Origin of the sequence: Thiothrix sp. UBA5583 (assembly GCA_002425225.1) — a bacterium.
Taxonomy (GTDB): domain Bacteria; phylum Pseudomonadota; class Gammaproteobacteria; order Thiotrichales; family Thiotrichaceae; genus Thiothrix; species Thiothrix moscowensis.
Map to the genome: position 1 here is coordinate 21,051 of DILV01000040.1, position 12,644 is coordinate 33,694.

The 12,644-nt window shown below is 56.1% G+C and carries 18 protein-coding genes; 7 read left to right on the forward strand and 11 right to left on the reverse strand.

The genetic code is table 11. From position 1 onward, the window contains the following. The first annotated feature begins 127 nt into the window (after positions 1–127). From nifW to clpX, 4 genes are read left to right on the forward strand one after another with little or no spacing between them, the layout of a single operon-like run. Entirely contained in the window at positions 128–451 is a 324-nt protein-coding gene (gene nifW / locus B2U47_RS16910) for a nitrogenase-stabilizing/protective protein NifW (protein ID WP_296676837.1), read from the forward strand. Positions 452–455: 4 nt separating this feature from the next. Next, positions 456–1,025: a nitrogen fixation protein NifZ gene (locus tag B2U47_RS16915; RefSeq protein ID WP_296676834.1), complete on the forward strand. Its 570-nt coding sequence runs from the start codon at positions 456–458 to the stop codon at positions 1,023–1,025. Continuing rightward, positions 1,018–1,902 carry a nitrogen fixation protein NifM gene (gene nifM, locus B2U47_RS16920; RefSeq protein ID WP_296676830.1) on the forward strand — a complete coding sequence of 295 codons (885 nt, stop codon included), beginning with the start codon at positions 1,018–1,020 and terminating at the stop codon, positions 1,900–1,902. Before B2U47_RS16915 ends, nifM begins: the two co-directional genes overlap by 8 nt. Beyond that, positions 1,899–3,185, forward strand: coding sequence for an ATP-dependent Clp protease ATP-binding subunit ClpX (gene clpX / locus B2U47_RS16925; protein ID WP_296676827.1), 1,287 nt, complete (start codon positions 1,899–1,901; stop codon positions 3,183–3,185). Before nifM ends, clpX begins: the two co-directional genes overlap by 4 nt. Positions 3,186–3,193: 8 nt before the next feature. On the opposite strand, the gene modC is transcribed toward clpX, so the two are convergent. The 9 genes from modC to rsxC form a co-directional block, all read right to left on the reverse strand. Further along, positions 3,194–4,285 carry a molybdenum ABC transporter ATP-binding protein gene (gene modC / locus B2U47_RS16930; RefSeq protein WP_296676824.1) on the reverse strand — a complete coding sequence of 364 codons (1,092 nt, stop codon included), beginning with the start codon at positions 4,283–4,285 and terminating at the stop codon, positions 3,194–3,196. Continuing rightward, entirely contained in the window at positions 4,282–4,962 is a 681-nt protein-coding gene (gene modB / locus B2U47_RS16935) for a molybdate ABC transporter permease subunit (protein ID WP_296676821.1), read from the reverse strand. The genes modC and modB overlap by 4 nt, the downstream gene beginning before the upstream one ends. A gap of 2 nt (positions 4,963–4,964) precedes the next feature. Further along, positions 4,965–5,741 (reverse strand): molybdate ABC transporter substrate-binding protein, encoded by a 777-nt coding sequence (modA, locus tag B2U47_RS16940; protein WP_296676819.1) that lies wholly within the window; start codon positions 5,739–5,741, stop codon positions 4,965–4,967. Positions 5,742–5,826: 85 nt separating this feature from the next. Further along, entirely contained in the window at positions 5,827–6,210 is a 384-nt protein-coding gene (locus B2U47_RS16945) for a hypothetical protein (RefSeq protein ID WP_296676816.1), read from the reverse strand. Between the two features lie 12 nt (positions 6,211–6,222). After that, positions 6,223–6,498: an RnfH family protein gene (locus B2U47_RS16950; RefSeq protein WP_296676812.1), complete on the reverse strand. Its 276-nt coding sequence runs from the start codon at positions 6,496–6,498 to the stop codon at positions 6,223–6,225. Then, the gene (locus B2U47_RS16955) at positions 6,495–7,133 is read right to left on the reverse strand and encodes an electron transport complex subunit E (protein WP_296676811.1); all 639 of its coding nucleotides are present in this window, start codon (positions 7,131–7,133) and stop codon (positions 6,495–6,497) included. The genes B2U47_RS16950 and B2U47_RS16955 overlap by 4 nt, the downstream gene beginning before the upstream one ends. Beyond that, positions 7,130–7,768 (reverse strand): electron transport complex subunit RsxG, encoded by a 639-nt coding sequence (rsxG, locus tag B2U47_RS16960; protein WP_296676809.1) that lies wholly within the window; start codon positions 7,766–7,768, stop codon positions 7,130–7,132. The genes B2U47_RS16955 and rsxG overlap by 4 nt, the downstream gene beginning before the upstream one ends. Beyond that, positions 7,768–8,769, reverse strand: a complete 1,002-nt coding sequence (locus B2U47_RS16965) for an RnfABCDGE type electron transport complex subunit D (protein WP_296676806.1) — start codon at positions 8,767–8,769, stop codon at positions 7,768–7,770. The genes rsxG and B2U47_RS16965 overlap by 1 nt, the downstream gene beginning before the upstream one ends. Then, complete coding sequence (gene rsxC, locus B2U47_RS16970; protein WP_296676804.1) at positions 8,766–10,283, reverse strand: electron transport complex subunit RsxC; 1,518 nt, start codon at positions 10,281–10,283, stop codon at positions 8,766–8,768. The genes B2U47_RS16965 and rsxC overlap by 4 nt, the downstream gene beginning before the upstream one ends. Positions 10,284–10,525: 242 nt before the next feature. On the opposite strand from rsxC, the gene B2U47_RS16975 reads away from it, so the two are divergent. Both B2U47_RS16975 and B2U47_RS16980 read left to right on the forward strand, forming a co-directional pair. Beyond that, complete coding sequence (locus B2U47_RS16975) at positions 10,526–10,789, forward strand: UPF0175 family protein (protein ID WP_296676801.1); 264 nt, start codon at positions 10,526–10,528, stop codon at positions 10,787–10,789. Next, positions 10,786–11,259, forward strand: coding sequence for a DUF3368 domain-containing protein (locus tag B2U47_RS16980; RefSeq protein WP_296676799.1), 474 nt, complete (start codon positions 10,786–10,788; stop codon positions 11,257–11,259). Before B2U47_RS16975 ends, B2U47_RS16980 begins: the two co-directional genes overlap by 4 nt. 88 nt (positions 11,260–11,347) lie before the next feature. Here B2U47_RS16980 and rsxB read toward each other — a convergent pair whose 3' ends face one another. Both rsxB and rsxA read right to left on the reverse strand, forming a co-directional pair. Then, the gene (rsxB, locus tag B2U47_RS16985; protein ID WP_296676796.1) at positions 11,348–11,881 is read right to left on the reverse strand and encodes an electron transport complex subunit RsxB; all 534 of its coding nucleotides are present in this window, start codon (positions 11,879–11,881) and stop codon (positions 11,348–11,350) included. A 16-nt stretch (positions 11,882–11,897) separates the two neighbouring features. After that, on the reverse strand, positions 11,898–12,476 hold the full coding sequence (gene rsxA, locus B2U47_RS16990; protein ID WP_202715917.1) for an electron transport complex subunit RsxA: 579 nt from the start codon (positions 12,474–12,476) through the stop codon (positions 11,898–11,900). On the opposite strand from rsxA, the gene B2U47_RS16995 reads away from it, so the two are divergent. Continuing rightward, positions 12,463–12,644: hypothetical protein (locus tag B2U47_RS16995; protein WP_296688465.1), on the forward strand; the 182-nt coding region annotated here is incomplete at its 3' end. The two genes, rsxA and B2U47_RS16995, sit on opposite strands and share 14 nt — an antisense overlap.

Sequence of the window (12,644 nt, forward strand, 5' to 3'; positions counted from 1 at the left end):
CCTCCCAACCCTGTGCCAAACCCTACATACCCCATTACAACAACACCCAAGAGCTTGAATAATATGTAATTACCACACATGGCACGCCCCTTGCTTGATCTTCCCCATTTGGCAACAGGAGCACGACATGACCGATACCGACCTCTCCCTCGACCTCGAAGAACTGGTCAGCGCCGAAGACTTCCTCAACTACTTCGACATCCCGTTTGACCAGACCGTGGTTCACGTCAACCGCCTGCACATCCTGCAACGCTTCCACAACTATCTGGCGAAAGAGCCAGTCGCCAGCGACGACGATGCCCTGCGCGAACAGTACACCCGCCTGCTGACCAAGGCGTATGGCGACTTCGTTGATTCCGATGCCAAGACCGAAAAAGTGCTGAAGGTCTACCGCATGAACGAGCCGCAAACCGCTTTCATCCCGCTGGAAAGCCTGTTCGGGCAGGGGTGACGCCATGCCCCAGTACGAATACGGCGCGAAAGTGCGCGTGATCCGCAACGTGCGCGACGATGGCACGTTTTACGGTGCAACCATCGGCAAACTGCTGGTGCGGCGTGGCAGTGTTGGCTACGTGCGTGATGTCGGCACCTTCTTGCAAGACCAGATCATCTACTCGGTGCATTTCCTCGACGAACAAAAAACCGTCGGTTGCCGCGAAGAAGAGCTGATTGGCGGGGATGACCCGTGGGAACCCAGCCTCTACGAATTCCGCGACAAAGTGACTACCAAAGTCACCCTTGCCATTGAGGGCGAAGTCATCGCCAACCCCGGCGATGTCGGCGAAATCCTCAAAGTGATCAGCGGCTTGCCCACAGGCTTCGCCTACCATGTGCGCTTTCCCGGTCGGACGCTGCAAGTTCCTGAAAAGTTGCTGGAAGAAGCCCCCATCCCCGGCCCTTCCCCCACAAGGGGTGAAGGGGGTGAAGAGGAAGATGGGAGTGCATCTTGTTCCCTCACCCCTTGCGGGGGAGGGTTAGGGAGGGGGGAGAATTTCTCTCCATGCGAGGATGACCCCGATGCCTAACCTCAGTTTCGCCGTCATGGGCAAGCCGCCCGCCTACCGCTACCACCTGTTGCGCAACGCGCTGGAAACCTTTCAGAAAAACCTACCGAATCTGGATGAACAGGAATTCAACCGCGTCTGCCAACGCGCCGACCGCAGTTTCCAGCTCGAATCACTCGCCTTGCAAAGCCCCGAAGCCAGCCAGATCCTCATCCAGCCCGAACGGGTGGACATGGCCTTGCAGGAAATCGCCGACCGCTATCCCAACGACGAAGACTTCACCATCGACCTCAGCCAGAACGGCCTGACCCCCGACACTTTGCGCCAAGCCTTGCAACGCGAACTGCTGTTCGATGGCATCCTGCAAAAAGTTGCCGCCCGCAGCATCACCATCAACGACATTGACGTACAGCTTTATTACGAAATGAACCGCAGCCGTTTCCTCCAGCCCGAAACCCGGCTGGTGCGGCAGATCCTCATCACGGTCAACAATGACTACCCGGAAAACCAGTACGACACCGTGCTGCAACGCATCCGCAAGATTGCTGCCCAGGCCACTGGCAACGCCAAACAGTTCGGCAAGCTGGCACGCCAGTATTCCGAATGCCCGACCGCGATGGAGGGCGGCAAACTCGGCAACCTGCCTTACGGCAAACTCTACCCGAAACTTGATGCCGCGCTGTTCGCCCTGAGTGCGGGGCAAGTCAGCGCACCGATCGAAACCGAACTCGGTTTCCACCTGCTGCTGTGCGAACACATCTACCCCGCACAACAGGTTTCCCTCACCCAGGCCAAGCCGCAAATCCGCGCCTTGTTGCAGGAACGCGCCCAGCGCAACTGCCAAAAGGCATGGCTGAAACAACTCGAAGCCAGCACCACCCCGGAGGTATCCCCATGAGCGACACCACACCCGCCTGTTCCTTCTGCGGACAAGTGCAAACTGCCCACATCCCGCTGATCGCAGGCATGAACGGGCACATTTGTGAAGCTTGTGTGCGCCTTGCCCATCAGGTTATCAGTACCTGGAGCCGCAAGCGCAGCATGAGCGAACCGCTAAAAGATTCCCCCAAACCGCTGGAGATCAAGGCCATCCTCGACCGCTACGTAATCGGTCAGGACAGCGCCAAGGAAACCCTCTCGGTGGCGGTCTACAACCACTTCAAACGCCTGCGGGTCGAAACCGACCAGCCACGCATCTGCACCCACCCCAACAAGTCCGTGGTGGAACTCGATAAATCCAACATCTTGCTGCTGGGGCCTTCCGGTACCGGCAAAACCTTGCTGGCAAGTACCCTGGCGCGGATTGTGGGCGTACCGTTCGTCATCGCCGACGCCACCACCTTGACGCAAGCAGGCTACGTCGGTGAAGATGTGGAAAGCATCATTTCCCGCCTGCTCGACAGCGCCGACGGTAACAAGGAATTGGCGGAATGGGGCATTGTTTACATCGACGAAATCGACAAACTCGCCCGCAGCGGTGAAAACTCGCACGGAACCCGCGACGTGGGCGGTGAAGGCGTACAACAAGCCCTGCTCAAACTGGTGGAAGGCACGCCGGTCAAAGTCCCCGCCAAAGGCCGCAAAGACCAGGCTCCAGTGATGCTGGACACGCGCAATATCCTGTTCATCGTTGGTGGCGCGTTCTCCGGGCTGGAAAAGCTGCTGGAAAAACGCCTGAAACCGGGCGCAAAAGGCATTGGTTTCCACGCAGCCCACAGCAACCCGACCGAAGCCGAAAAACTCGCCGACAAGCTACGCCTGTTCAGTGAAGTGCAGCCGGAAGATTTGCGCCATTTCGGCCTGATCCCCGAATTCATCGGGCGCTTCCCGGTGATTACCGCCCTGCACGACCTCGACGAAGATGCGCTGATCAGCATCCTCACCGAGCCGCAAAACGCCCTGACCAAGCAATACCAGCAACTGTTCGCGCTGGATAATGCGGAACTGGAATTCACCAACGATGCACTGCGGGCGATTGCGCAGAAGGCGATTGCACATGGTACGGGTGCGCGTGGTTTGCGCGGGGTGCTGGAAGGGATGCTGCGCAAACTGATGTTTACCTTGCCGTCGGAAGCAAACGTGGCGCGTTGCGTGGTGACAGCGGAAGTGGTGCAGGGTGAGGCTGAAATTGCGCTGGAATACCGTGAGCCTGAAACCATTCAACTTGAGGTCACCGTGTAAGCGTAGTCTTACACAATTGCCGTCGCCTTGATTTGCGCGAACACCGTCATCCCCACCTTCAACCCCAATTGCACCGCAGATTTCTGGGTAATGTGTGCCAGCAATGGCACGCCGCCTAGGTTCAACCTCACCACCACTTGCCCAGACACAGGCTTTGCCATGCCGCTAATGGTGGCGGGCAACACGTTGAGGATGCTGGTTTGCACCGGTTGTTGCAGCGTCAAACTGACATCACGGGCATCAATGCGTAAACGCAACGGTGTACCGACGGCAGTTGCCTGCTGGTAAGGCAAGCTGATAACGCCCCCGGCAAAACCGACGTGGCTGAGGTGAAACGCTGGCTCGTGATCCCACACTTTCACTTGCAATACGCTGGAGGCTTCTTTGCCTTGCGACATTGGCGAATCCAGCCGCGTCAACACCTCCGCCAATGCGCCCGAAGCCACCACCTTGCCAGTCTCCAGCACCACCAGATGGTCGGCGAGTTGGGTCACTTCCTGCGGTGAATGCGTCACGTACAGAATGGGAATATCGAGTTCGCGCTGCAAGCGTTCCAGAAACGGCAGGATTTCCTGCTTGCGCTTGAGGTCGAGGGCAGCGAGTGGCTCATCCATCAGCAACACTTGCGGCTTGAGGGCAAGGGCGCGGGCAATGCCGACCCTCTGGCGTTCCCCCCCAGACAATTGCGCGGGGATTTTATCCAATAAATGTTCAATCCCCAACATCGCCACGATCGCCTCCAATTCGACCGCAGTGGCGGCTTGGGCTGTGCGTTTACGCCCGTAATCAATGTTCTTGCGGGCAGTCAAATGCGGGAACAGGCTGGCTTCCTGAAAGACATACCCTAGGGGGCGTTGGTGGGGCGGCAAAAACACACCCTTCGTGCTGTCTTGCCACACTTGCCCCCGTACTTGCAAAAAACCGCTGTCCGGGCGTTGTAACCCCGCAATGCAACGCAACAAGGTGGTTTTGCCAGAGCCGGAATGCCCAAACAATGCCGTTACCCCGCTCCCCGGCAATTGCAAATCCACCGCCAATTGAAAGCCTTCAAACGCCAATTGAAAGCGTGCATCTACGTGTGCAAGTGCGGTATGCGTCATATTTTCGGCATCCTAATCCCCCGATTGAGGGTATACATCAGCAATAATACGATGAAGGAAAACACCACCATACCGCCAGCCAGCCAGTGGGCTTGCGCGTATTCCATCGCCTCGACGTGATCGTAAATTTGCACCGATACCACACGGGTTTTGTCGGGAATATTGCCACCAATCATCAGCACCACGCCGAATTCACCCACGGTATGCGCAAATCCCAAAATGGAAGCCGTGAGAAAACCGGGTCGCGCCATCGGTATTGCCACGCTGAAAAACGCATCCAGCGGTGTTGCCCGCAACGTGCTTGCCGCCTCCATCAGACGCATATCCAGCGTTTCAAACGCATTTTGAATGGGTTGCACCACAAACGGCAGCGAATAGAACACCGATGCCACCAGCAAACCGGTAAAGCTAAACGGCAACGTCCCCCACCCCAATGAGTCGGTCAATTGCCCAATCGGCCCTTTTGGCCCCAAGGTAATTAACAAATAAAACCCGATCACCGTCGGTGGCAATACAATCGGCAACGCCACCACAGCACTCAAGGGGGCTTTCCACCAGCGGCGAGTACGCGCCAGATGCCATGCCAGCGGTGTACCGATTACCAACAAAATCAAGGTGGTCAATCCGGCTAATTTGACCGTAAGCCAAATAGCCGACCAGTCACTAGGAGACAGCATGATTATTGTGTCTCAGGCGTTGTTTCAGGCAAATCGTAACCGTAACTGCTGATAATGGCTCGTGCCTCTGCCCCTTGCAGGTAATCCAACAAGGTTTGAGCAGCGGCGTTATCCTTGCCCTTGGTTAACAATACCGCGTCTTGCGCCAATGGTTGATACATCTCTGCGGGCACAACCCACGCCGAACCGCTTTTGAGTTTGCCATCTTGTTGCACTTGCGACAGCGCTACAAAGCCGAGTTCGGCATTGCCCGTCGACACAAAATCAAAGGTCTGGGTAATGTTTTCACCTGTCACCAGTTTGGGCGTGATAGCGGCAGTCAACCCTAATTTTTCCATCACTGCCATCCCCGCTGCACCATAAGGTGCGGTTTTGGGGTTAGCAATCGCCAGATGCTTGAAGTCGCCTTTGCTCAATACCTCACCATTGGCATCCACATAACCGTCGGTACTGCTCCACAACACCAGTTTGCCGAAAGCGTAGGTAAACTGAGAGTCGGCTGTTGCCAATTTGTCTTCAATCAGTTTTGTCGGGGTCTTGCTATCAGCCGAAAGAAAGACCTCAAACGGTGCGCCGTTAGCAATCTGCGCGTACAGCTTGCCTGTTGCACCGGCAGAGATTTTCAACTCATGCCCACTGGCAGCTTTGAATTTTTCCGCAATGGCTTCTAAAGGCTTGGTGAAGTTGGAGGCAACAGCAACTTGCACTTCATCTGCCCAAGCACCGGCAGTACTGAAAGCGATGGCAGCGGCAAGCAGGGTTTGTTTAAACAGTTTCATGGTGATTTCCTTAAAAGGTGATCCTCGTGGTACGAAGATTACCATCACCGATACTAGATACTAGGTTACTCGATGCAATGGCGTGTTATTCCCCCAACGCAGGCAACAAACGCGGGTCGCCCTTGATGTCATCCCCTTTGCCCCACACCGTCACCGCTTCCACAAACCACTGACGCTTGGTCGGGTGCGGCTGCAACACGTCGTATTCGGCAAAGAACGTGCCGTCCGCATGGAACAGCAGCGAACCCGTTTTGTAGCCGCTGGTGGGGTGCATCCACACCCCCAGCAGCGAATCCAGCCCTGAAAACGTGTCGCGTTGCAGGCTGTATTGCACATGGCTACCCAGCGTCACCTCGGCACGTTCCGGCGGAAAACCCAGCTTGAGGATTTGCCGGTTGAGTTCCTGACAGATCACAGCAGCTTGCACCGCAGTCTGGAGGACTTTCTCTGCCAAATCATCACTACTCATCCTTCATCCCTATCATTCGTCATCATTATTGCGATCACGCCGTTCCACCGTTTCCGGGTCAGCCGTAATCGGGCGGTAAATCTCCACCCGGTCGCCATCCGCTACTTTGGTATCCAGCTTGCTGATTTTGCCAAAAATCCCCACCGCCTGATGTTCCAGATCAATGTCCGGGAACTGCTTGAGCAAACCGGAATGTTCAATCGCTTCCTTGATGGTGCTGCCTTCCGGCACTTCCAGCTTCAGCCACGTCTGTTTAAATTTATCCGCGTAAGCGATTCCCACGTTCATGCTTTTCTCCCATCCCACACCCGCTTCCCCGCCAGCAGTAAACCCAATGCCATAAACCCACCCGGCGGCAAAATCATCAGCAAAAAGCCCTTGTAACCGGGGATGATGGTCAATTCCATGAAGGAAAACGCTTTGCCCAACAACAATGACGCACTAGCAAATAACGTGCCGCTACCCAGCACTTCGCGCACGCCACCGAGGATCACCAAGGCCAGCGTGAACCCCAGCCCCATCATCAACCCATCCACCATTGACGGCACGGGCGAGTTCTTGGACGCAAACGACTCCGCCCGCCCCAAAATCGCACAGTTGACCACAATCAGCGCAATGAACAAGCCCAATACCTTGTACAGCTCATGCACCCACGCATTCAGTGCCATATCCACCAGCGTCACCAGGGTAGCAATCAGCACAATGTAAACCGGAATCCGCACCGCCGGGCTGACAATATGGCGCACCGACGACACCAGCAGGTTGGAAACCACCAGCACTGCCGTGGTTGCCAGCCCCATGCCCAAGCCATTGGTGGCGGTGCTGGTCACAGCCAGCGTCGGGCACAGTGCCAAGCCTTGCGCAAACACCACGTTGTTGTCCCACAACCCATCACGGGTGAGGCGTTTATAGTCAGTACTCATGGTTTCACCTCCAGCATTTCCGCCTTGTGGGCTTCAAAAAATTGCAAGGCTGCGTGCAGGCTTTTCACCACCGCACGCGGGGTAATGGTTGCACCGCTGAACTGATCGAATTGCCCACCGTCCTTTTTCACCTTCCACTGGTCTGCGGGCGGATTGCCCAGTGACAGTCCAGTAAATTGGGTAATCCAGTCTGCCTTGGCGGCTTCAATTTTGTCGCCCAGCCCCGGTGTTTCCTTGTGTGACAGCACCCGCGTGCCGAGGATTTTGCCTTGCGGGTCAAGGGCAATGATGGTGCGGATTTCGCCCGCATAGCCGAAGCCGATGGTTTCCCACACCAGCGCGGTGACTTTGCCTGCTTTTGTACCTTGGTAGATGGTTACGTCCTTACCATCTGCACCTTTGAGCAGCAGCGGTTTTGCCACCATATTGTTGTCGTGTAAATCATCCGGCACGACTTGTGCCAGCGATTGTTGCAGGTCTTCCATCTTGCGCTGCGCAATCGGTTCGCGAGTGGCGTTATCCACCCCCAGCAGCAAGGCGGCAGCAATTGCGGCGCACGTACCCAACAGGATAGCTTGGTAAGGGATGCGTTCCAGCAGCGGAGTTTTGTCTGGGGTTTTGGCTTCAGTCGTCATTATTTGTTCTCCCCGCTGGCATAGTTGAGCGGTTCGCCCTTGCGGTCACGTCCGTAAATGCGTGGGCGGAAATAGTGGTCAATCAGCGGGGTGAGTGCGTTCATCAGCAATACCGCGAACGCCATGCCTTCGGGGTAGCCTGCCCATGTACGAATCACGTACACCAGCAAGCCACAACCCGCGCCGAAAATCAGTTGTCCGGTCGCTGACACAGGTGACGTGACCAAATCGGTAGCAATGAAAAACGCGCCCAGCAAGGTAGCCCCCGCCAGCAAATGCACCTCCACACCAGGGTAAACGTCGGGGTTGACGGCGTGCATGATCCCCGCCAACAGCAACAAGGTGCCGAGCAGTGACACCGGAATGTGCCAGGTAATAATGCGTTTCCACAACAGGAACAAGCCGCCGAGTAACAGCAACACCGCTGAGGTTTCGCCCATACTGCCGCCCATCATCCCCAGCCCCATGTCGCTGACACTGGGCAAATGCTCGGCAAGGCTGGACAAGGTATGCCCTTGTCCGGTTTCCGTGCGGATATGCCCCAGCGGGGTTGCGCCGCTCACCCCATCGACCGTCACCCAAGTAGTCATTTCCAGCGGGAAGGAAATCAGCAACGCTACCCGCGCCACCATCGCCGGGTTAAACAGGTTTTGCCCGATACCGCCGAACACTTGCTTGCCAATAATGATGGCGAGGAATGCGCCCAACAGCCCGATCCACCAAGGTGCAGTCGGTGGCAAGCTCATCGCCAGCAACCAGCCGGTGAGGATTGCCGAACCGTCGCTGAGGTATTTGCCGACGGGCTTGCCCATGATTTTCAAGGCAATCGCTTCCGCCAGCACGCAGCCGAGGATGGTGATCAGAAACAGGCTGATGGCAGGCAAACCGAACAGGTACAAACCGAAAATGGTCGCTGGGGCAAGTGCCAGCATCACCAGCAACATGGTGGTATGCACGCTTTTGCCGGAATGGGTGTGTGGGCTGGAAATCAACAGGCTCATGCGCTTGCCTCCTGTGCGGTTTTAGCAGCGGCAGCCGCTGCGGCGGCTTTTTTGGCGGCGGCTTCGCGTTTGCGGCGTTCCATCATTTCCTTCTTCGCCCGTTCTTGCGCTGCCATGCGTTCGTTGCGCTGTTCAATCAGGCGTTTGGTTTCATCCTGCTTATGCTTGGCGCGTTGGCGGTTGGCAAGTTCACCCTTGGCGTAGTTGAAGTATTGCACCAGCGGGATGTGCGCGGGGCAAACGTAGGAACACGAGCCGCACGCGATGCAATCCATCAGCCCCAGCTTGGTGACGGCATCGAGGTTGCCAGCGCGGGCATTGGCGGCCATGTCCAGCGGCAACAGCCCGCACGGGCAGGCTTGTACGCAACTGGCGCAGCGGATGCAGGGCGATTCCTGATTTTCCGACACTTCTTTGGCGGTGAGGGCGAGGATGCCGTTGCAACCTTTCACCAGCGGCACGCGGGTATCGGGCAGCAGGTTGCCCATCATCGGCCCGCCGCTGATCAGACGGGCAGGTTCGGTGTTGAAACCTTCGCAATGGTCGATCACGTCCTGCACTTTGGTGCCGAGCAATACCCGCAGGTTGCGTGGCTGGCGTACTGCCCCGCCGGAGACGGTGACGACGCGCGACACCAGCGGTTTGCCTTCGCGCAAGGCATCACGGACTGCCAAGGCGGTTGCCGGATTATGCACCACAATGCCGATGTCCGCCGTCAAGCCACGCGCAGGTGTTTCCAGCCCGGTGAGGGTTTGCACCAGATGCTTTTCCGACCCCATCGGGTAGCGCATCGGCAAGCCGACCACCTGGATATTGGGAAAAGCGGTGGCGGCTGCGCACATCGCCGCTTGGGCTTGCGGCTTGTTGTTTTCGATGCCGATGATGATATTTTCTACCCCCAGCGCGTAAGCCATGAGGCGGATGCCGTCGATGACGTTGGCGGAATATTCGCGCATTACCCGGTCATCGCAGGTCAGGTAGGGTTCGCATTCCGCGCCATTAATCACCAGCGTATGCAGCTTGTAACGGTTGCGCAGATTGAGTTTGACGGCAGAGGGGAAGGTTGCGCCGCCCATGCCAACGATTCCGGCAGCGGCGACACGGGTGGCGATTTCGGCGGGGTCGAGGGTGAACGGGTCAGCAGGCGGGGAAAGTTCCACCCATTCATCCTTGCCGTCCGGTTGCAAGGTGATGGTGTGTACCGACAGACCGGAAGCGTGGTGCGCGGGGTAATGCCCGACCCCGACCACACGCCCGGAAGTAGGGGCATGGATGGGCGCGGAAATCATCCCTTGGCTGTTGGCGAGCAATTGACCTTTGAGGACATGATCGCCGCGCTTGACCGCCGGTTTTGCCGCCGCGCCGATGTGCTGCTGCAAGGGAATGTGCAACAGGCTGGGCATCGGCAGGTCTTCGATGGCTTTGTCCGCGCTCAGGGTCTTGCAGTCGTGCGGGTGTACGCCGCCACGGATGCGGAACAGCTTGCTGATTTTTTGGGGTGCTAGGAATCCCATGAGATTTTCCCGGAAATGGCTATGGGGTGAAGTTATGCAGGAGATATGCCAGCGGCTTCATCACCTCCCATCTCATTGAAATTATTAGGCTGATAGTGTGGATTAGTGAGGGCGTTTACGACAAAAAGTGAGAAATGTAGGGTTTGTTACATCGGTAGCCGACAGATGATGGTGAGGGTAGATAGCTGAACCAACATAAGCGTAGTATGATCATTTCAAGATACCGCTGATGGAGAAGCACCATGCAATTGACGCTTGATATTCCAGAAAAATTCTTTATTTACCAGTCACCTGTAGAACTTGTACGTTTGCTCAAACTTAACACCGCCATCGATCTTTATCGGCGGGGACGATTCTCGGCAGGGGCGGCTATTGAATTCGTCGGCAATATGGATCGTTACGAATTCCTGTATGAATGCCGCAAGCGGGACGTTGAACCGCAAACCTATGAAAGCACCGAAGAATTACAGTCTGAAATTGACATGCTGGCAAAGGAGTTGGCGTGATTATTGTCGCGGACGCATCGCCCTTGGTTGCCTTGGCAATTTGTGATTGTCTGGATGTGCTGGAACAGTTGTTCAATGAGGTCAAGGTTTCACAAACTGTGTATGAGGAAGTGACGATCGGCAACAAACCGGGTTCGGACAAACTTGCAGCGTATTTGCAGGGGAAAATCGTCGGGCTGAATCTGGACAACTACATCATCGGGGGCGATTCGCTAGACAAAGGTGAACTGACATCCATCGCCCTGTATAAACACCTTCAGGCTGATTATTTGCTCATTGATGAGAAGGCAGGGCGTAAGGTAGCAAAGCTCAATCATGTCAAAATCATTGGCAGCCTTGGTGTCCTGATCGAAGCCAAGCGTAAAGGCATCATTCCCTCGCTCAAGCCTCATGTCGAAATATTGCGCTTATCTAAAGCCCATTTTAGTGATGATTTGCTGGATTATGCATTAGCTGCTGTTGGTGAATAGCAAAGCCATCAGTGATGGACGTTGTGAAGGTGATTTGCGTAATCTCAGTTTCGCCAATACCTTATACCTTACCAGATTGTAGCATGGCTTAGGCGATGCCACCCACCGCCGGACTCGGCCAGTACCACGTCTGCACCGTATGCGTCAGTGGGCGCATTTCAATACATTCCGTTGGGCAAACTTCAAAGCACTTCTCACAGCCGGTACAAGCATCCGCAAATACCGCATGAATCTGCTTGGAACTGCCCAAAATCGCATCCGTCGGGCAACGTTTAAAGCACTTGGTGCAGCCGATGCACAAGTTTTCATGCACATACGCAATCATCGGCCCCTTATCCGCCACCCCGGAAAGGTCAATGCTGACACCCAGTTTTGCCGCCAGCGTTTCCGCCAACGCCTTGCCACCGGGCGGGCAAGCGGTCACGGGGGCTGCACCATTGGCAATCGCCTCCGCCGCCGGGCTGCAACCGGGAAAGCCGCACTGCCCACACTGCGAACCGGGCAGCAGGGATTCAATTTCTTCCTGTAACGGGTTGCCTTCCACCTTGAAATACTGGCCTGCCAGCCCTAACAGCCCACCCAGCAACAACCCCAAGGTCATCAAAATCAGAATCGCAGTCATGCTCTTTCTCCCTTTCCTATTGGCTCGCCAGTCCCGCAAAGCCCATAAACGCCAGCGACAGCAACCCGGCAACAATGAACGCAATCGGCAACCCGCCAAACGCGGCTGGCACTTGCGCCAACGCCAACCGTTCCCGCAAACCCGCAAAAATCACCAGCACCAGCGTGAAACCCACCGCAGAACCAAAGCCATACAGCAAGGTTTGCAGAAAACTGTGCTGTTCCTGCACATTCAGCAGAGCCACCCCCAATACCGCGCAATTGGTGGTAATCAGCGGCAGGAAAATCCCCAGCACCTGATACAGCGCGGGCGACACCTTCTTAATCACCATTTCGGTAAATTGCACCGTCGCCGCAATCACCAAAATAAACGACAAAATCCGCAGAAAACCCAGATCAAACGGTTGCAACACCCAATGTTCCAGCATCCAGCCCGCCACCGACGCCAGCGTCAGCACAAACGTTGTCGCCATGCCCATGCCAATCGCCGAATCAATCTGCTTGGAAACGCCCATGAACGGACACAGGCCAAGGAACTTGACCAATACCACGTTGTTCACCAGCACTGTGCCGAGCAGGATCATGAAATATTCCATTGCGCATTCCCTGAAGTATGTCTTGGAAAGTGCAATGCAGGGAGCGTGCCAGCCGCTGCAAGCCTTGCTTGGTGTGGGTTTGGGGCGAATGTTGCCACGTGTGGTTTGTAACAAAGGAGGAGGATTGTCGGGTTTGCTACATGAAGAAACCCCTCACCCCAACCCCGC